Annotated in this window: 16 protein-coding genes; 12 read left to right on the plus strand and 4 right to left on the minus strand. The window is 60.3% G+C overall.

The window, feature by feature from the left end; translation table 11 throughout:
• Positions 1-5: 5 nt before the first annotated feature.
• The 3 genes from AC6I7J_RS04075 (at position 6) to lplT (ending at position 4,825) form a co-directional block, all read left to right on the plus strand.
• Positions 6-1,397, plus strand: a complete 1,392-nt coding sequence (locus AC6I7J_RS04075) for an efflux transporter outer membrane subunit (RefSeq protein WP_371824678.1) — start codon at positions 6-8, stop codon at positions 1,395-1,397.
• A 90-nt stretch (positions 1,398-1,487) separates the two neighbouring features.
• Positions 1,488-3,638 (plus strand): bifunctional acyl-ACP--phospholipid O-acyltransferase/long-chain-fatty-acid--ACP ligase, encoded by a 2,151-nt coding sequence (gene aas, locus AC6I7J_RS04080; protein WP_288424797.1) that lies wholly within the window; start codon positions 1,488-1,490, stop codon positions 3,636-3,638.
• Entirely contained in the window at positions 3,635-4,825 is a 1,191-nt protein-coding gene (lplT, locus tag AC6I7J_RS04085) for a lysophospholipid transporter LplT (RefSeq protein WP_498006891.1), read from the plus strand. The genes aas and lplT overlap by 4 nt, the downstream gene beginning before the upstream one ends.
• 309 nt (positions 4,826-5,134) lie before the next feature.
• On the opposite strand, the gene AC6I7J_RS04090 is transcribed toward lplT, so the two are convergent.
• The 4 genes from AC6I7J_RS04090 to mutH form a co-directional block, all read right to left on the minus strand.
• Entirely contained in the window at positions 5,135-6,175 is a 1,041-nt protein-coding gene (locus tag AC6I7J_RS04090; protein WP_021506697.1) for an NADP(H)-dependent aldo-keto reductase, read from the minus strand.
• Positions 6,176-6,318: 143 nt separating this feature from the next.
• Positions 6,319-6,537, minus strand: a complete 219-nt coding sequence (locus AC6I7J_RS04095; RefSeq protein WP_021506698.1) for a YgdI/YgdR family lipoprotein — start codon at positions 6,535-6,537, stop codon at positions 6,319-6,321.
• Positions 6,538-6,653: 116 nt separating this feature from the next.
• Positions 6,654-7,364: a TerC family protein gene (locus tag AC6I7J_RS04100; RefSeq protein ID WP_021506699.1), complete on the minus strand. Its 711-nt coding sequence runs from the start codon at positions 7,362-7,364 to the stop codon at positions 6,654-6,656.
• A 97-nt stretch (positions 7,365-7,461) separates the two neighbouring features.
• Positions 7,462-8,148, minus strand: coding sequence for a DNA mismatch repair endonuclease MutH (mutH, locus tag AC6I7J_RS04105; RefSeq protein ID WP_262264556.1), 687 nt, complete (start codon positions 8,146-8,148; stop codon positions 7,462-7,464).
• 684 nt (positions 8,149-8,832) lie between these two features.
• On the opposite strand from mutH, the gene rppH reads away from it, so the two are divergent.
• The 9 genes from rppH (at position 8,833) to recC (ending at position 18,769) form a co-directional block, all read left to right on the plus strand.
• Positions 8,833-9,363, plus strand: coding sequence for an RNA pyrophosphohydrolase (gene rppH, locus AC6I7J_RS04110; RefSeq protein WP_031279497.1), 531 nt, complete (start codon positions 8,833-8,835; stop codon positions 9,361-9,363).
• 12 nt (positions 9,364-9,375) lie between these two features.
• Complete coding sequence (gene ptsP, locus AC6I7J_RS04115) at positions 9,376-11,622, plus strand: phosphoenolpyruvate--protein phosphotransferase (RefSeq protein WP_058757064.1); 2,247 nt, start codon at positions 9,376-9,378, stop codon at positions 11,620-11,622.
• 112 nt (positions 11,623-11,734) lie between these two features.
• A complete protein-coding gene (gene lgt, locus AC6I7J_RS04120) occupies positions 11,735-12,616 on the plus strand; it encodes a prolipoprotein diacylglyceryl transferase (protein ID WP_021506703.1) in 882 nt (293 codons plus the stop codon).
• Positions 12,613-13,407 carry a thymidylate synthase gene (gene thyA / locus AC6I7J_RS04125; protein WP_021506704.1) on the plus strand — a complete coding sequence of 265 codons (795 nt, stop codon included), beginning with the start codon at positions 12,613-12,615 and terminating at the stop codon, positions 13,405-13,407. Before lgt ends, thyA begins: the two co-directional genes overlap by 4 nt.
• Before the next feature lie 202 nt (positions 13,408-13,609).
• Positions 13,610-14,080 carry a prepilin-type N-terminal cleavage/methylation domain-containing protein gene (locus tag AC6I7J_RS04130; RefSeq protein WP_166720487.1) on the plus strand — a complete coding sequence of 157 codons (471 nt, stop codon included), beginning with the start codon at positions 13,610-13,612 and terminating at the stop codon, positions 14,078-14,080.
• Entirely contained in the window at positions 14,071-14,610 is a 540-nt protein-coding gene (locus tag AC6I7J_RS04135; RefSeq protein ID WP_104188428.1) for a prepilin peptidase-dependent protein, read from the plus strand. Before AC6I7J_RS04130 ends, AC6I7J_RS04135 begins: the two co-directional genes overlap by 10 nt.
• Positions 14,607-15,035 carry a DUF2509 family protein gene (locus tag AC6I7J_RS04140; RefSeq protein ID WP_498006892.1) on the plus strand — a complete coding sequence of 143 codons (429 nt, stop codon included), beginning with the start codon at positions 14,607-14,609 and terminating at the stop codon, positions 15,033-15,035. Before AC6I7J_RS04135 ends, AC6I7J_RS04140 begins: the two co-directional genes overlap by 4 nt.
• 1 nt (position 15,036) lies before the next feature.
• Complete coding sequence (locus tag AC6I7J_RS04145; RefSeq protein WP_230857086.1) at positions 15,037-15,327, plus strand: prepilin-type N-terminal cleavage/methylation domain-containing protein; 291 nt, start codon at positions 15,037-15,039, stop codon at positions 15,325-15,327.
• A gap of 61 nt (positions 15,328-15,388) precedes the next feature.
• Positions 15,389-18,769: an exodeoxyribonuclease V subunit gamma gene (gene recC, locus AC6I7J_RS04150; RefSeq protein ID WP_150059307.1), complete on the plus strand. Its 3,381-nt coding sequence runs from the start codon at positions 15,389-15,391 to the stop codon at positions 18,767-18,769.
• Positions 18,770-18,784: the final 15 nt, after the last annotated feature.

The following is an 18,784-nucleotide window of genomic DNA, read 5'->3' on the forward strand; positions in this document are numbered from 1 at the left end:
AAATGATGAACATTGGCGCGCTGACGGCGGCGCTACTGGTTGCTGGCTGTAGCGTTGGCCCCGATTATCAGCGTCCGGCGATGGCGCTGCCGACGCACTATAAAGAGGCCAAAGGCTGGACGCAGGCCACGCCGCAGGACGCCAGTCGCAAAGGGGAGTGGTGGACGGTGTATCACGATGCCACCTTGTCCAGCCTGCTGCGCCAGGTGAGCATTTCTAACCAGAACGTCGCCAGTTATGCGGCGCAGTATCGCGAAGCCCAGGCGCTGAGCGCGCAGTCGCGCGCGGCGCTGTTTCCCTCACTCGACTACGATGTCAGCAGCACGCGCAGCGGCAGCCGTGCCAGCACCAGCGGTCAGCGCAGCGTCAGCAACAGCCACAGCGCTACGCTGAATGCCAGCTGGGAGCTGGATCTGTGGGGCAAACTGCGCCGCACCCAGGAAGAAGATAAGGCCAGCGCGCAGGCCAGCCAGGCTGAACTGGCCAATGTCACGCTGAGCGCCCAGTCAGAACTGGCGCAGGACTATTTTCAGCTGCGCATCATCGACGAAAAGATCGCGCTCTATCAGCGCAGCATTGAAGCTTATCAGCGCTATCTCAGCGTGATTAACAACAAGTACCGCGCCGGTAGCGAATCCCGCGCAACCCTGGCGCAGGCACAGATGCAGCTGGAGAGCGCCCGCGCTTCGGCGCAGGATTATCAGTGGCAGCGCGCGCAACTGGAGCACGCGGTGGCGCTGCTGCTGGGGCGTGCGCCAGCCGACTTTACGTTGCTGGTGGCGAAGCTGGATGCCACGCTGCCGTCCATTCCGCAGAGCCTGCCTTCGGCGTTGCTGCAGCGCCGTCCGGACATCGCCTATGCCGAACGTAACGTGGCGGCCGCCAACGCGGCGGTCGGGGTGGCGATTGCCGGTTATTATCCCGACCTGACGCTCAGCGCCAGCGGTGGCGTGACCGCCTCAGCGATCCACAGCTTATTGTCGCTGCCGAATCGCGCCTGGTCGCTGGGGCCGGAGCTCAGCGGTACGCTGCTCGACTTTGGCGCGACCTCGGCGAAAGTGGCGCAGGCGCGTGCCGCCTATGATGCCAGCGTGGCCACCTATCGCCAGACGGTGCTGAGCGCGCTGGGAGAAGTGGAAGATAACCTGGTGGAACTGAATACCTTGCAGGGGGAAATCGCCGCGCAGCAGCGCGCCGCCGTGGCGGCACAGGAGTCAGCACGCGTAACGCGCAACCAGTATGACGCCGGCATGATTGATTACCTTGATGTCGCTACCACGGAAAACAGCAGCCTGAGCGAGCAGCAGAGCCTGCTGTCGCTGCAGAGCAGCCAGTGGGTGAGCAGCGTGGCGCTGATCGCCGCGCTGGGCGGCGGCTGGCAGGGCGAATCACCCTGAATTCATCACGATAAATCACTGCGCTACTTGTCGAACATCCCCGGATCCTGCAAGGTAAGAACCATTTTTTACCGCTGCTAAGGAGCTGGCATGCTATTTACCGTTCTGCGTTTCCTCTGTCGCCTGTTATGGCGCGTTGAGCTGCGTGGCGATCTGACTGCCCTGCACAAAGAAAAAGTGCTGATCACGCCAAACCATATGTCGTTTCTCGATGGCGTGCTGCTGGCGCTGTTTCTGCCCATCAAACCGGTGTTCGCCGTCTATTCTTCGATCAGCGAACAGTGGTATATGCGCCTGCTCAGGCCGGTCATCGACTTCGTGCCGCTCGACCCCACCAAACCGATGTCGATCAAACATCTGGTGCGCATGATCAACGAAGGGCGTCCGGTGGTGATCTTTCCGGAAGGGCGCATTACCGTCACCGGCTCATTGATGAAAATCTACAGCGGCGCTGGCTTCGTCGCTGCGAAATCCGCCGCCACCGTGGTGCCGATGCGCATTGAAGGCGCAGAGTACACGCCGTTTGGCCGCCTGGCCGGGGTGTTTAAACGCCGCCTGTTCCCGCGCATTACCCTGACGGTGCTGCCGGCCACGGTAATTCCCATGCCGGAAGCGAAACGCGCGCGCGACCGCCGCGTGCTGGCCGGTGAGCATTTACACCATGTGATGATGGAAGCGCGCATGGCGGTGCGCCCGCGCGAAACGCTGTTCGACGCTTTTCTCAATGCGCGCACCCGTTACGGGCTGAGTAAAGCCTGCATCGAAGACATCAACTTTAAGCCGGACAGCTACACCGGACTGTTGAAAAAAGCGCTCGGCGTCGGACGCATTCTGGAGCGCTACAGCCAGCAGGGCGAATTCGTTGGCCTGCTGCTGCCGAACGCCACGGTGACCGCGGCAGCGATTCTCGGGGCTTCACTGCGCGGTCGCGTGCCGGCCATGCTCAACTACACCGCCGGCATCAACGGCATGCGCGCGGCGCTGACCGCCTCGCAGGTGAAAACCGTGTTTACCTCGCGCCAGTTCCTCGAGAAGGGCAACCTGTGGCACCTGCCGCAGGGGCTGACGGAGGTGCAGTGGATCTATCTGGAGGATCTGAAGGATACCGTCACGCTGCAGGACAAACTGTGGATCCTCGCGCACCTGCTGCTGCCACGCCGGGCACAGGTTGCCCAGCAGCCAGAAGACGCGGCAATGGTGCTGTTTACCTCCGGCTCGGAAGGCAATCCCAAAGGTGTGGTGCACTCGCATAAAAGCCTGCTGGCGAATGTGGAGCAGATTCGCACCGTGGCGGATTTCACCCCGCGCGATCGCTTTATGTCGGCGCTGCCGCTGTTCCACGCCTTCGGTCTCACCGTCGGGCTGTTCACGCCGCTGCTGACCGGCGCGCAGGTATTTCTCTATCCCAGCCCGCTGCACTATCGCATCGTGCCGGAGCTGGTATACGACCGTAACTGCACCGTGCTGTTTGGCACCTCCACCTTCCTCGGCAACTATGCGCGCTTTGCCAGCCCGTACGATTTCGCCCGGCTGCGCTACGTCGTCGCCGGTGCCGAGAAGCTGCAGGAAGGCACGCGCCAGATCTACATGGAGAAGTACGGCATCCGCATCCTTGAAGGTTACGGCGTGACCGAATGTGCACCGGTGGTGGCAATCAACGTACCAATGGCCGCCAAATCGCATACCGTCGGCCGTATTCTGCCGGGCATGGATTCACGTCTGATTGCGGTACCCGGCATTGAGCAGGGCGGACGGCTGCAGCTGCGCGGTCCGAACATCATGAACGGCTACCTGCGGGTGGAAAACCCCGGCGTGCTGGAGCCACCGGTGGCGGATAACGGCGAAGGCGAACAGGAAGCCGGCTGGTACGATACCGGGGATATTGTCAGCTTTGACGAGGGCGGTTTCTGTCAGATTCAGGGGCGCGCTAAACGCTTCGCCAAAATCGCTGGTGAGATGGTGTCGCTGGAGAGCGTGGAGCAGATTGCCCTGAAAGCCTCGGCGGAGAAACAGCACGCGGCGTCGCTGCGGCCCGATGGCCAGCGTGGCGAAGCGCTGGTGCTGTTTACCACCGACAGTGAACTCAGCCGCGACCGGCTGCAGCAGGCCGCGCGTGAGATGGGGGCGCCAGAGCTGGCCGTGCCGCGCGACATTCGCTACATGAAACAGCTGCCGATGCTGGGCAGCGGTAAACCAGACTACGTCAGCCTGAAACAGCTGGCAGAAGAGGAGCGGGCATGAGTCAGTCGGTGAATCCGGACGCGCCGTTGCTGTCGCGCAGTATGCTGGCGGTGATCGTGGCACAGTTTTTCTCTGCCTTTGGCGACAACGCGCTGCTGTTCGCCACGCTGGCGCTGCTGAAAAGTCAGTTCTATCCGGACTGGAGCCAGCCGATCCTGCAGATGCTGTTTGTGGCCACTTACATTCTGCTCGCGCCGTTTGTCGGGCAGATGGCCGACAGCTTTGCCAAAGGGCGGGTGATGATGTTTGCCAACAGCCTTAAGCTGCTCGGTGCGCTGGTAATCTGCTTCGGCTTTAATCCGTTTCTCGGCTACACGCTGGTAGGGGTCGGCGCGGCGGCGTATTCGCCGGCGAAATACGGCATCCTGACGGAGATCACCAGCGGCGCGCGGCTGGTGAAAGCCAACGGGCTGATGGAGTCGTCGACTATCGCGGCGATTCTGCTCGGCTCGGTGGCAGGCGGCGTGCTCGCCGACTGGCATCTGCTGGCGGCGCTGGTGGTGTGTGCGCTCACTTACGCACTGGCGGTGGTGGCGAACCTGTTCATTCCGCGTCTGCAGCCAGCGCGCCCCGGCCAGAGCTGGCACGCTGGCGCGATGCTGCGCAGCTTTATCGCCTCGGCACAGCTGCTGTGGCGTAACGGTGAAACCCGCTTCTCGCTGCTCGGCACCAGCCTGTTCTGGGGCGCCGGCGTCACGCTGCGCTTCCTGCTGGTGCTGTGGGTGCCGGTGGCGCTCGGCATCACGGACAACAAAACGCCGACCACGTTAAATGCCATGGTGGCGATCGGTATTGTTATCGGCGCGGGCGCGGCGGCAAAACTGGTCACGCTGCAAACGGTGCGGCGCTGCATGCCAGCCGGCGTGCTGATTGGCGTGATGGTGGTGCTGTTCTCGCTGCAGCATAGCCTGCTGAATGCGTATCTGCTGCTGATGCTGATTGGTGCGCTCGGCGGCTTCTTTGTGGTGCCGCTCAACGCGCTGTTGCAGGAGCGCGGCAAAGATACCGTGGGTTCTGGCAACGCGATTGCGGTGCAAAACCTGGGTGAGAACAGCGCGATGCTGCTGATGCTGGGGCTGTATACTGTGGCGATTAAGCTGGGGACGCCGGCGGTCGCGACGGGCGTGGGCTTCGGCGCGCTGTTCGCCATGGCGATTGCCGTGTTGTGGTGGAGAGCGCGTCGCTGAGCGGCGCAGAAAAGGACCAGGTCGCCATGAATGGCGACCCTACCCTGGCCCGGCGCGTACGCCAAAACCACAGCAGGTACGCGAGGGTAACACAAACCCTGTAGGATGCGCGTTAACGCGCACCGAAACCGCAGCACGTACGCCAGGGCCATAAACCCTGTAGGGTGCGCGTTAACGCGCACCAAAACCGCAGCAGATACGCGAAGGTAACAAACCCTGTAGGGTGCGCGTTAACACGCACCAAAACCGCAGCAGGTACGCGAGGGTAACAAACCCCTGTAGGGTGCGCGTTAACGCGCACCAGGGAGATTACGGTGCCGGATACGTATACTGACGGTGAATCGCTTCCAGCGCCTCTAACACCTCGCCGCTCAGCGTCAGGTTGAAACTCTCCACGTTAACCTTCAGCTGTTCCATGGTGGTGGCACCGAGCAGGGTGCTGGCCACAAACGGCTGCTGCCGCACATAGGCCAGCGCCATCTGTGACGGATCAAGGTTGTGCTGTTTCGCCAGCGCCACGTAGGCAGCAATCGCCTGCTGTGACTGCTCGCCGCTGTAACGGGTAAAGCGGCTGAACAGCGTATTGCGTGCGCCGGCCGGTTTCGCCCCGTTAAGGTATTTGCCGCTCAGCGTACCAAAGGCCAGGCTGGAATAAGCCAGCAGTTCCACGCCCTCATGCTGGCTAATCTCCGCCAGACCCACTTCAAAACTGCGGTTCAGCAGGCTGTACGGATTCTGAATGGTGACGATACGCGGCAGCTCGTGCTTCTCCGCCAGTTGCAGGTAGCGCATCACGCCCCAGGCCGTTTCGTTCGAGACGCCAATGTAACGGATCTTGCCCGCGCGCACCTGTTCGGTCAGCGCTTCCAGCGTCTCCAGCAGCGTAACGGTGGCGGTGTTATCACTGTACTGATAACCGAGCTTGCCAAAGTAGTTAGTCTGGCGCTGCGGCCAGTGCAGCTGGTAGAGGTCGAGGTAATCGGTATTAAGGCGCTTCAGGCTGGCGTCCAGCGCTTCGCGGATGTTCTTGCGGTCCAGCGCCTGGTTGGGGCGAATCAGCGCATCGCTGCCGCGCACCGGGCCGGCGACTTTACTCGCCAGAATGATTTTGTCGCGGCTGCCGCGCTTTTGCAGCCAGCTGCCAATGTATTTTTCGGTCAGGCCCTGGGTTTCCGGACGCGGTGGCACCGGATACATCTCGGCGGTATCAATCAGGTTAATACCCTGGCTAACGGCGTAATCAAGCTGCTGGTGGGCGTCGGCTTCGCTATTCTGCTCACCAAACGTCATCGTGCCTAACCCCAGCTGACTGACTTCCAGCGTGCTATGGGGGATACGGTGATAATGCATTGCCGGCTTCCTTTTTTCATTATGAAACGGAATGTTGTGTTCTCTGGGACTATAGCCTGTGAAGTGGCGCAGAAGGAAGGGGGGAAAGTTCGGGAAATCGCCTGCACAGGGGGAAAACGCGTACAGGCGAGGCAATTTGGCACTTAACGCTCAATGATGGTGGAAACCTCGTCACCATTAATTTGCATAACATGGCCCTGTTCGTCGGTGTACTGCACCAGACCGGTTTCTTTATCAATCGACGGCTTACCTTCGGTCATAATCATGCGGCCATCTTTGGTGGCCATAACGTAATCACTGCTGCAACCGCTTAATGCCAGCGCCGCCAGCAGCAGGCCCACTGCACTTACCAACCCTTTCATTCTCAGCTCCCTCAAGCCACTTCAACAGCAAAAGTGTAGTAATAAATGCTTTTGCCAGCTGGAGTAATCGCATCATTCCTAAAATAACAGGGCGAGATGCGCTCGCCCTTGACAGGTTACGCTTTGTTTTTCCTGCTGCGCATCAGGTTCAGACACTCTACCGCCATGGAGAAGAACATCGCAAAATAAATGTAACCTTTTGGTACATGCATACCAAAACTCTCGAGGATCAGGGTAAAGCCGACCAGAATCAGAAACGCCAGCGCCAGCATTTTGACCGACGGATGCCGCTCAACAAACTCACCAATCGCGCGCGCGGCCACCATCATCATCAGCACCGCAATGACCACCGCCGCCATCATAATGAACAGGTGATCGGACAGACCGACGGCGGTAATCACCGAATCCAGGCTGAAGATGATGTCGAGCAGCATGATCTGCACGATGGCGCCGAAGAAAGAGTGCACATTGGTTTTATGCTCCTCTTCGCCGCCTTCGATGGTTTCATGGATCTCCATGCTCGACTTCCACAGCAGGAACAGGCCGCCGAACAGCAGAATCAGATCGCGCGCGGAAAAGGCGTGGTCCATGATGGAAAACAACGGCTGCGTCAGTCTCACCACCCAGGCGATGGAGGCCAGCAGCCCGAGGCGCATCAACATCGCCCCCATCAGACCCAGCCGGCGCGCCCGGTTTTGCTGGTGCTGCGGCAGTTTCGCGACCACCAGAGACAGGAAAATAATGTTATCGATACCCAGCACCACTTCCAGAATGGTTAATGTTCCCAGCGCCAGCCAGGCGTTGGGATCAGCAATCCAGTCAAACATGAATCCTTCATTCCTAAACGAAAAGTAAACGGGAATTATACACGGCGCAGGCGGCGCTGCCTAAAGCGATCCTGCAAGGGCGAAGTTGTACCGGGAATTACAGCAGAAAATGCCGTGCCAGCAGCGGTCCGGTAAAGCTCTTCTTGAGATAAAAACCGCGCGGCAGCGTCATGATCGGCTCGCCGTGTTCGCCGATGGCTTCGGTCAGCGCTTTGCTGTTGGCCGCTTTTGGCCTGATTTGCAGCCACGCGCCGTGGCGGGCGGTGATGCGCTCCACCTGGCCAAGCACGATCATGTCCATCAGCTCTTCCCAGTCCTCACGTAACTGCTGCTCTTCCTGCGCATTCGGCTGCCACAGCAGCGGCGAACCCACGCGGCGCTCGGCCAGCGGAATGGTGCGATCGCCCTCCACCGGGATCCACAGCACCCGCGCCAGCTTGTGGCGCACGTGGCTGGTTTGCCAGGTAACGCCGCTGTTGCCGGTGAGCGGTGCCACGCAGACAAAGGTGGTTTCCAGCGGCTTACCCAGCGCGTCGACCGGAATGGTTTTGAGTTCAATACCGAGATGCGCAAAATCCTGCTCGGCTTTACTGCCGGCGCTGGCGCCCAGCAGCAGCTCCAGCAGCATACCGACCCAGCCTTTGTCACGGCGTAAATCGGCGGGCATCGGCAGGCCAAGCTGCGCGGCCAGCGCGGCAAAGCTCTGACCAGCCAGCTGTTGGGCACGCTGGAGCAGTTCGGCTTCGTTACGGGGCGCAGCAGGCAAGGCGGCAGGGCAATTCATGATAAAACTCGCATTGGTCAAAATATGGTCAGTAAAGGTCAGCGCGTGTTGTCCACACCGTGCCGGACAATGTAAACGTGATAATAGCATGATTCAGCATGCTTTTTTAGCGCGATTGACCAGGAGCTATCCAAGGTAAGAGGCGGTTATCCCGGTTTGTTATCGACAATGAACAGGATCTTAAACCCAGTTATCCACAGAAAAGTGGGATAACCCCACGTTTTGCCCACCCCTGTTTCCATTTACAGCCTTGACTTTGCCGAACTGCGCGCTTTTTTTCCATTCTCTGCCCAGGTTTAGGACATTCTCTGTGGATAAAATCAACGGTGATGGATCTTTGAGCAGCGGTAACCGCGTGGGGAAGAATAACCGGCTTTCACACCGTGTATCTGAACGGGTTAATTGGCTATCACTATGATAAATTTGGGGTTTAGTGCTATTCTTCCCGGCGTGCATGAGAATTTTCCGAAGCGGTTATTCAACTCATTCCCGTGTTCTGCACAAAGCTATCCACAGAAAAGGTGAATAAGATCGCCGTTAAATGCCCCTGTCTGTTTATAACATGGCTATTATCTGTGAGTTATCCCATTGTTATCCGGTCAGCGGCGCGGATATCCAGTGGTTTACCGCCTGTAAGGAGTATGAAACAATCAGGCTATTCAAATTTAGCTTTGAGGTAGTCCAGTGATCGATGATGATGGCTACCGCCCGAATGTTGGTATCGTAATCTGTAACAGGCAAGGACAAGTGTTATGGGCCAGGCGCTTTGGACAGCACTCCTGGCAGTTTCCTCAGGGAGGCATCAATCCGGGTGAAACCGCTGAACAGGCGATGTATCGCGAACTGTTCGAAGAAGTGGGTTTACACCGCAAAGATGTTCGAATACTTGCTTCAACCCGTAACTGGTTACGTTACAAGTTGCCAAAACGTTTGGTGCGTTGGGACACAAAGCCGGTGTGTATCGGCCAGAAACAAAAGTGGTTTCTTCTGCAGTTGATGTGTAGTGACGCGGATATCAATGTGCAACACAGCAGCACGCCGGAGTTCGATGGCTGGCGCTGGGTCAGCTTCTGGTATCCGGTACGTCAGGTTGTCTCTTTCAAGCGCGATGTGTATCGCCGCGTCATGAAGGAATTCGCTGGCGTGGTGATGTCTATGCAGGAGAGTGCGGGGCAGCGCAATAACAACGCCGCCCATCGACGTAAAAGAGGATAGGCCACGCCCTTTATGCTCACTCAGTTGCGCGAAATTGTAGAAAAAGTGGCGAGTGCACCGCGTCTGAATGAAGCACTCGACATTCTGGTCAACGAAATATGCCTGGCGATGGAGACCGAGGTCTGCTCGGTTTACCTCGCCGATCACGATCGGCGTTGCTACTACCTGATGGCAACGCGCGGCCTGAAAAAGCCGCGCGGCCGCACGGTTACGCTGGCGTTCGACGAAGGTATCGTCGGTCTGGTGGGCCGCCTGGCCGAACCGATCAACCTCGCCGATGCGCAAAGTCATCCCAGCTTCAAATACATTCCCTCCGTCAAAGAAGAGCGCTACCGCTCGTTTCTGGGTGTGCCAATCATCAGCCGGCGTCAGCTGCTCGGCGTGCTGGTGGTGCAACAGCGAGAGCATCGTCAGTTCGACGAAAGCGAAGAGTCATTTCTGGTTACGCTGGCCACGCAGATGGCCGCGCTGCTGTCGCAGTCGCAGCTTGGCCAGCTGTTCGGTCAGTTCCGCCAGACGCGCGTCAAAGCGATTGCCGCTGCGCCGGGCGTCGCCGTCGCACCTGGCTGGGTTGATGAAACACAGCCGCTGCTCGACCAGGTGTCCGCCGCCTCTACGCTCGATCCACAGCGTGAACGCGAGCGCCTGATTGTCGCCATGGGCGAGGCGGGTAACGAGTTTCGCCGCTTCAGCAAGCGTTTTGCGGCCAGCGTGCAGAAAGAGAGCGCGGCGATCTTCGATCTCTACTCGCACCTGCTCACCGATGCGCGACTGAAAAAAGATCTATTTGCCGAGATCGAGCGCGGATCGGTAGCCGAGTGGGCGGTCAAAACGGTGATCGAGAAGTTTGCCGCACAGTTTGCCAGCCTGCAGGATCACTATTTACGCGAGCGCGCCGGGGATTTGCGCGTGCTCGGCCAGCGCCTGCTGTTCCACCTTGACGACACGCTGGTGGGCACCAACGCCTGGCCGGAACGCTTTGTGCTGGTGGCCGATGAACTCACCGCCACCACGCTGGCGGAGCTGCCGCAGGAGCGGCTGGCGGGTGTGGTGGTGCGCGATGGCGCAGCCAACTCGCACGCGGCGATCCTCACGCGCGCCATGGGTATTCCGACCGTGATGGGCGCGGATATCCTGCCGTCGCAGCTCAACAAGCGGCTGCTGATCGTGGACGGCTATCGCGGCGAAGTGCTGATCGATCCGGAGCCGGTGCTGGTGCAGGAGTATCAGCGGCTGATCAGCGAAGAGAACGCGCTGAGCAAAATGGCCGAAGACGTGGTGGAACAGCCCGGCGAGCTGAAAAGCGGCGAGCGCGTGCAGGTGATGCTCAACGCCGGTCTCAGCCCGGAACACGAACAGGCGCTCGACAACTGGGTTGACGGCATCGGCCTGTATCGCACCGAAATTCCGTTCATGCTGCAAAGCGGCTTCCCGTCGGAAGAGGAGCAGGTGGCGCAATATCAGGGCATGCTGCAACTGTTTTACGATAAACCGGTGACGCTGCGTACGCTGGATGTCGGCGCTGACAAACAGCTGCCTTACATGCCGATCAGTGAAGAGAACCCCTGTCTCGGCTGGCGTGGCATTCGTCTGACGCTCGACCAGCCGGAGATCTTCCTGGTGCAGGTGCGCGCCATGCTGCGCGCCAACGTCGCTTCGGGCAACCTGAGCATTCTGCTGCCGATGATCAGTCATATTGACGAGATCGAAGAGGCGCGGCGCCTGATCGATCGCGCCGGTCGCGAAGTGGAAGAGATGCTCGGTTATGCCATTCCAAAACCGCGTATTGGCGTGATGATTGAAGTGCCGTCGATGCTGTTTCTGATCCCGCATCTGGCGCAACGCGTGGACTTTATCTCCGTCGGCACCAACGATCTCACCCAGTATCTGCTGGCGGTCGATCGCAACAATACCCGCGTCGCCAACCTTTACGATTCGCTGCATCCGGCGATGCTGCGGGCGTTGCAAACCATCGCCAGTGAAGCCCGCCAGGCCAAACTTGAGCTGTGCCTGTGTGGTGAAATGGCGGGCGATCCGATGTGCGTCGCGCTGCTGGTGGGTCTGGGTTATCACCATCTCAGCATGAACGGCAAGAACATTCCGCGCGTCAAATACCTGCTGCGCCACCTCGATTATGAAGAGGCGCAGAAACTGAGCCAGCAGGGCGTGATGGCGCACACCGCAACGGAAGTGCGCCATCTGGTGTCGGCCTTCATGGAACGGCGCGGCCTGGGCGGACTGATTCGCGGCGGACGTTAACTGTTTACATTTCTGCGGAAATTGTGAAAAGCGGCTGTGCTATGATGCGCAGCCTTTTATTGTATGGCCCTTTAGCCACGCCCTTTTGCGGGCAGAAAAAACATGGTGAAAGATGACTAACGGCTACATTTCATTTCCCCAATTCGATCCGGTGATCTTCTCCATCGGACCGGTTTCGCTGCACTGGTACGGCCTGATGTATCTTGTAGGCTTTGTGTTTGCTATGTGGCTGGCGGTGCGCCGCGCCAACAAACCCGGCAGCGGCTGGAAGAAAGAAGAAGTTGAAAACCTGCTGTACGCGGGCTTCCTCGGCGTGTTCCTCGGCGGCCGCATCGGCTACGTGCTGTTCTATAACCTGCCGCTGTTCCTCGACAACCCACTCTATCTGTTCAAAGTGTGGGACGGGGGCATGTCATTCCACGGTGGTCTGATTGGGGTGATCGTGGTGATGCTAATCTTCGCCCGCCGTACCAAACGCACCTTCTTCCAGGTCTCTGATTTCATTGCGCCGCTGATCCCGTTTGGTCTCGGTGCTGGCCGTCTCGGCAACTTCATCAACGGCGAACTGTGGGGCCGCGTGGCGCCTGACTTTAAATTCGCCATGCTGTTCCCGGGTTCGCGCAGCGAAGACCTCGCTTTGGCGGCCAACAACCCGCAATATCAGGAACTGCTGAACACGTACGGCGTGCTGCCGCGCCATCCGTCACAGCTGTACGAGCTGTGCCTGGAAGGCATCGTGCTGTTTATCATTCTCAACCTGTTTATTCGCAAGCCGCGCCCGATGGGCAGCGTCTCCGGCCTGTTCCTGATTGGCTACGGCGCATTCCGCATTATCGTGGAGTTTTTCCGCCAGCCGGATGCCCAGCTTGGCCTGTTCGAAGGCGGTATCAGTATGGGCCAGATTCTGTCGATCCCGATGATTCTGGCCGGAGTGATTATGATGGTCTGGGCGTATCGTCGTCGCCCGCAGCAACAAACGCGTGAGGTAAAATGAAACAGTATCTGGATTTGATGCAACATGTGCTGAATGAAGGCGCAGAAAAGGCCGACCGTACCGGTACCGGCACGCTCTCCATCTTTGGCCACCAGATGCGTTTCAATTTGCAGGACGGTTTTCCGCTGGTCACCACCAAGAAGGTGCATCTGCGCTCAATCATTCATGAGCTGCTGTGGTTCCTCAAAGGCGACACCAACATCGGCTACCTGAAAGAGAACAAGGTCACCATCTGGGACGAATGGGCGGATGAAAACGGCGATCTGGGACCGGTCTACGGCAAGCAGTGGCGCAGCTGGGGCAAGGCTTCCGGCGAAGAGATCGATCAAATCAGCAAGGTGATTGAGCAGCTGAAACGCGATCCGGATTCGCGCCGCATTATCGTTTCGGCATGGAACGTCGGTGAGCTGGATCAGATGGCGCTGGCGCCGTGCCACGCGTTTTTCCAGTTCTACGTGGCGAATGGCAAGCTGTCGTGCCAGCTGTACCAGCGTTCGTGCGATATCTTCCTCGGCCTGCCGTTCAATATCGCCAGCTATGCGCTGCTGGTGCATATGGTGGCACAGCAGTGCGATCTTGAGGTGGGTGATTTCGTCTGGACCGGCGGCGATACGCACCTGTACAGCAACCATCTCGAACAGGCGCGACTGCAGCTGACGCGTGAACCGCGACCGCTGCCGAAACTGGTGATTAAGCGTAAGCCCGCGTCGATTTTTGATTACCAGTTCGATGATTTTGAGATCGAAGGCTACGATCCGCATCCGGCGATCAAAGCGCCGGTTGCCGTGTAATCTGCCGCTCTTCAGCATCAGGCCCTGCCATCGCGCAGGGCTTTTTTTTGCCTGGCCTCCGCCCGCTTCTGCGGGGATTTTCTGAATCCGACGCGCAAAAAAAGGGTGTTGTCTGCACCGGGCATAACTTTCCTGCGGCACGCTTTCCATCTTCTCTATTTGCCGCTGTTGCTTTTCATCCGGCAGGCGCAGAGTGCCGGTTATGAACAGAACCCAAAACGCCGGCTTTACGCTGCCGGAACTGCTGCTGGTTATGGTGATTGCCGGCATCCTCAGCATCGCAGCCTTACAGGGCTGGCAGCGCTGGCAACAGTATCAGCAACTGCGTGACAGCGTTCTGCAGCTGCAGAGCTTTTTGCTGCGGCTGCGCGCGCACGCCAGCTGGCACAACCGCGACCTCAGCCTGTGGCTGCAACCGGGCGAAAACGGCTGCCTCGGCACCGGGCCGCAGCCTGCAGAAGGGTGTCAGTTGCCGTCGCGCTGGCTGTTCCGGCCGCCTTATCGCGAAGTGCGTATTACTGCGCTGATCGGCGAGCCGGGCTTTTACGGCCGACGCGATGTGGCCCGGCCCGGCAGTATCGAACTGGAGAGCGCAGCTGGCCGCTGGCGCGTCATCCTCTCCGCCCGGGCGCGCATCCGGGTCTGCCAGCCAGGAGAGAAGGGATGCGAATAGCGCAGGGGGGCTTCAGTCTGCTGGAGATGCTGATCGCCATGGCGATTGGCGCAGTGCTGATGGTCAGCGTCGGCCGCTTTCTGCCGCTGCTGCTGGAGCAGAACCTGCGCCTGCAGCAGCGGGTCCAGCTGCAACAGGAGCTGCAGCAGATTGCCGGCTCGCTGGCCAAAGCGCTGCGCCGTGCCGGTTACTGTCACGGTCAGTGCGCCGGTGCGGCGCTCACGCTGATGAGCAGCGGCAGCTGTGTACTGCTGCGCTGGGACGAAAACAGTAACGGACGCTGGGAAGGTGTCGGTCACAGTGAAAGCGATTATTACGGCTATCGTCTGCGCAACGGACAGCTGGAGATGCAGCGCGGAGTGGACGAGTGCAACAGCAACGGCTGGGAGCGCATCACCGATCCGGCATTCCTCACCCTCAGCACCTTCCGGGTTGAGCGCCAGGGCACGCGGCTGCTGTTGCAGATGGCCGCCACGGCGGGCCGCCAGCAGGCAGAGCTGACGATGATAGCGGAGGGGCTGAATCTGTGAAGCAGCGCGGCAACAGCACGCTAGGCATGGTGGTGATGTTACTGCTGATGGGCGGGCTCACGCTGCACGCCGCGCGCACGCAGCTGACGCAGGGCATGGCGCTGGTCGCCGACGAGCAGCAGCATCAGCAGGATTTCTGGCAGGCGCAGGCCGCTTTAACGTGGGGCCGGCAGCAAAACTGGCCGCAGGCCGCGGGCTGGCAGTGTCAGACCGCTCAGGCCGACGCGTGGCAAAGCTGTCTGCTGCGGCAGGAGGAGAATCATGGCTTATTATTGGCGCGCGGCACCGGACGCGCGCTCGTGCTCTATCAGTGGGTGTCGCTGCACAACGGTCAGCTGCAGCCACAGCCGCATGGCTGGATCGACTACTGCCCGCTGGCAAAGGCGGAGCAGTGTCAGTTGCCAGAGGCGACAGCAGGGTTTTAGCCTGGCGGAAACGCTGGTCGCGATGCTGCTGCTGGCGATGACCATCAGCACGCTGCTGCAGTATCATCGCGCACTGGCGCTGGGATTTAGCCAGCAGTGGCAGCAGCGCCAGGCGTGGCAGGTAGCCGGGCAGGCGCTGCTCGGGCGTGATACCGCCGGCTGGCACATTGTGCACCAGCCGCAGAGTTTACCTGGTGGCTGCGTGCTGGATCGCGTTACCGTCACCGGACCCCATCAGCGCACGGCGTCGCTGGCGCGGCTCAATTGCCGCGAAGGTGATGCCGGCGGGTAGGCAGGCCAGACGATTAAGGGTAGAGTGACCGGGCTGCGCTTTCCCTTCTTTAAGGAGTTTTATGTTCCGGGTTTACCACTCCAATCGGTTAGATTTATTGAAAGACTTAGCGGTAGAGCTGATAAAACTCCAGCCGCTGGCCGATCCGCTCGCGGCTGAGCAGGTGCTGGTACAGAGCCCGGGCATGGCGCAGTGGCTGCAGATGGAGCTGGCTAACCGCTTCAACATTGCCGCCAACATTGATTTTCCGCTGCCCGCCAGCTTTATCTGGAGCATGTTCGTTAAAGTGCTGCCGGATATCCCGGAAGAGAGTGCTTTCACCAAAGCCAGTATGAGCTGGAAGCTGATGCACCGGCTGCCGGTGCTGCTGGAGCAGGAGGCGTTTCAGCCGCTGCGCAGTTATCTGCATGACGACGACGATCAGCGCAAACTTTACCAGCTCAGCGCGCGCGTGGCGGATCTGTTCGACCAGTATCTGGTTTACCGCTCCGACTGGCTGAACCGCTGGGAGCGCGGCGAACAGGTGGACGGGCTGAGCGATGCTCAGCAGTGGCAGGCGGCGCTGTGGCGCGATCTGGTCGAATTCACGCGCAGCCTCGGTCAGCCGATGTGGCACCGTGCCAACCTCTATGCACGGTTTATCCAGGCGCTGGAGCAGGCGTCAACGCCGCCGCCGGGACTGCCGCAGCGCGTCTTCATCTGCGGTATCTCTGCGCTGCCGCCGGTTTATCTGCAGGCGCTGGAAGCGCTGGGCCGCCATATTGATATTCACCTGCTGTTTACCAATCCCTGTCGTCACTACTGGGGCGACATTCAGGATTACGCCTTCCTCGCGAAGCTGCAGAGCCGCCAGCGGCTGCGCCTGCATTCGCAGGAGACGCAGCCGCTGTTCCGCGACCCGGATGCCGCGCCAGCGCTGTTTAACGAACTGGGCGAGCAGCAGCTGACCAATCCACTGCTGGCCTCGTGGGGCAAGCTGGGCCGCGACAACCTGTTTCTGCTGAGCCAGATGGAGTCAGCCGCCAACGACATCGATGCGTTTGTGGAGATGTCACCGGATAATCTGCTGCACTGCCTGCAGGCCGATCTGCTCAATCTTGACGATCGCGCGGTGATTGGGCTCAGCGCTGGCGAGCTGGCAGACAGCATGGACAAGCGCCGGCTCGATCCGCACGATCGCTCCATCACGCTGCAGGTGTGTCACAGCGCCCAGCGTGAAGTGGAAGTGCTGCAGGATCACCTGCTGGCGCTGATGGAAGCCGATCCGGAGCTGAAGCCGCGCGATATCATCGTCATGGTGGCAGACATCGACAGCTACGCGCCTTTTATTCAGGCGGCTTTTGCCAGTGCGCCGCCTGAGCGCTATCTGCCGTTCGCCATTTCTGACCGGCGCGCCAGTCAGGCGCATCCGGCCATCCTCGCGCTGCTCAGCCTGCTGGCACTGCCGGACAGTCGCTTTGCCTCAGAAGAGGTGCTGGCGCTGCTCGAGGTGCCGGCGCTGGCACAGCGTTTCTCCGTAGAGGAGAGCGGCCTGCGCCTGCTGCGCCGCTGGGTGATGGAATCCGGCATCCGCTGGGGACTGGATGACGCCAGCGTGGAAGCGCTGGCGCTGCCGGTCACCGGCCAGCACACCTGGCGCTTCGGCTTGCAGCGTATGCTGCTGGGCTACGCGCTGGAAAGCCGCAACGGCGACTGGCAGGGCATTCTGCCGTATGACGAATCCAGCGGCCTGATCGCCGAGCTGGCGGGCCATCTGGCCGAGCTGCTGGCGCGGCTCGACAGCTGGCGCACGCGCCTTGCGCAGACGCGCACCCTGGCCGAATGGCTGCCGCTGTGCCGCGAGCTGATCGACAGCTTCTTCAGCGGCGATGCTGACAGCGAGGCGGCGCTGCTGCTGGTCGAAACGCAGTGGCAGGAGATCATTGAACAGGGGATGCAGGCCGCGTATCAGCAGCCGATTCCGGTCACGCTGCTGCGCGATGAGCTGCGTGCGCGCCTGGATCAGCAGCGCATCAGCCAGCGCTTCCTGGCCGGGCCGATCAACTTCTGTACGCTGATGCCGATGCGCTCCATCCCGTTTAAAGTGGTGTGCCTGCTGGGCATGAACGACGGCGTCTATCCGCGCACCCTGGCGCCGCTCGGTTTTGACCTGATGCAGCAGCAGACGCGGAAAGGCGATCGCAGCCGGCGTGATGATGACCGCTATCTGTTCCTTGAAGCGCTGATCTCGGCGCAGCAGCAGCTGTACATCAGCTACATTGGCCGGGCGATTCAGGACAATACCGAGCGCTATCCCTCGGTGCTGGTGACTGAACTGGTGGATTATCTGGCGCAAAGCTTCTGTCTGCCGGGCGATGAAGCCTGTGAGCCGGACGTCAGTGAGCAGCGGGTGCGGGCACATTTGCAACGCCTGCACAGCCGCATGCCGTTTGCAGCGGAAAATTTTCAGCCGGGAAGCCACGTGCAGAGCTTCGCCGCAGAATGGTTGCCTGCGGCGACCGGCAGCGGCGTGGCGCAGCCCGGGTTTGTCCAGCCGCTGCCGGTTCAGCCGCTGACCACGCTGTCGCTGGAGCAGCTGCTGCGCTTCTGGCGTCATCCGGTGCGGGCGTGGTTCCAGCAGCGCCTCGGCGTGGCTTTCTGGATGGAGGAGAGCGAGCTGCCGGACAGCGAACCGTTCGCACCGGACAGCCTGGAGCGCTATCAGATTAATGCTGAACTGCTCAATACGCTGGTCAACGGTGACGATCCGGCCCAGCTGTATGCGCACCACCGCGCCGCCGGTAATCTGCCTTACGGCGCCTTCGGGGAACTTTTCTGGCAAAGCCAGACCGAAGAGATGCAGGAAGTGGCGGCGGAAGTGAGCGCGCAGCGGCTGCCGGCGGAGAGCTGGGAAGTCAACCTGACGCTGGGCGCAACGCAGTTGACCGGCTGGCTGACTCAGGTGCAAGCTGATGGGCTGTTACGCTGGCGTCCGGGCGTGCTCAACATCAACGATGGCCTGCTGCTGTGGCTGGAACATCTGGTGTATTGTGCGCTGGGCGGCAACGGCACCAGCCGCATGTATGGTCGCAAACAGAGCCGCTGGCGCTTCGCGGCCGTGGCACCTGCCCAGGCGCAGGCGCAGCTGGCTGAATATGTGGCCGCCTGTGAGGCGGGTCTGGCGCAGCCGCTGCTGCTGCTGAATAAATCCGGCGGCGCGTGGCTGGACGCCAGCTTTGACAGCAAATCCGGCCAGCTTCAGGAAGATGACGCCACGCAGAAAAAGGCGCTCAACAAGCTGTTGCAGGCGTGGCAGGGTGGCTACCAGGTTGAAGGCGAAGGCAGCGATCCCTATCTGCAGCGCCTGTGCCGCACGCTGGACGAGCCGACGCAGCAGCAGATCATCGCTGCGGCGCGTCAGTGGTATTTGCCGGTGCGCCTCGCGCATCAGGATGATGAATAGCAACGGAAGTGCGGC

Source organism: Type-C symbiont of Plautia stali (genome assembly GCF_059730935.1).

Coding starts and splice junctions, on each gene's coding strand:
- AC6I7J_RS04075 (WP_371824678.1), top strand. CDS start 6: ATGAACATTGGCGCGCTGACGGCGGCGCTACTGGTTGCTGGCTGTAGC.
- aas (WP_288424797.1), top strand. CDS start 1,488: ATGCTATTTACCGTTCTGCGTTTCCTCTGTCGCCTGTTATGGCGCGTT.
- lplT (WP_498006891.1), top strand. CDS start 3,635: ATGAGTCAGTCGGTGAATCCGGACGCGCCGTTGCTGTCGCGCAGTATG.
- AC6I7J_RS04090 (WP_021506697.1), bottom strand. CDS start 6,175: ATGCATTATCACCGTATCCCCCATAGCACGCTGGAAGTCAGTCAGCTG.
- AC6I7J_RS04095 (WP_021506698.1), bottom strand. CDS start 6,537: ATGAAAGGGTTGGTAAGTGCAGTGGGCCTGCTGCTGGCGGCGCTGGCA.
- AC6I7J_RS04100 (WP_021506699.1), bottom strand. CDS start 7,364: ATGTTTGACTGGATTGCTGATCCCAACGCCTGGCTGGCGCTGGGAACA.
- mutH (WP_262264556.1), bottom strand. CDS start 8,148: ATGAATTGCCCTGCCGCCTTGCCTGCTGCGCCCCGTAACGAAGCCGAA.
- ptsP (WP_058757064.1), top strand. CDS start 9,376: ATGCTCACTCAGTTGCGCGAAATTGTAGAAAAAGTGGCGAGTGCACCG.
- lgt (WP_021506703.1), top strand. CDS start 11,735: ATGACTAACGGCTACATTTCATTTCCCCAATTCGATCCGGTGATCTTC.
- thyA (WP_021506704.1), top strand. CDS start 12,613: ATGAAACAGTATCTGGATTTGATGCAACATGTGCTGAATGAAGGCGCA.
- AC6I7J_RS04130 (WP_166720487.1), top strand. CDS start 13,610: ATGAACAGAACCCAAAACGCCGGCTTTACGCTGCCGGAACTGCTGCTG.
- AC6I7J_RS04135 (WP_104188428.1), top strand. CDS start 14,071: ATGCGAATAGCGCAGGGGGGCTTCAGTCTGCTGGAGATGCTGATCGCC.
- recC (WP_150059307.1), top strand. CDS start 15,389: ATGTTCCGGGTTTACCACTCCAATCGGTTAGATTTATTGAAAGACTTA.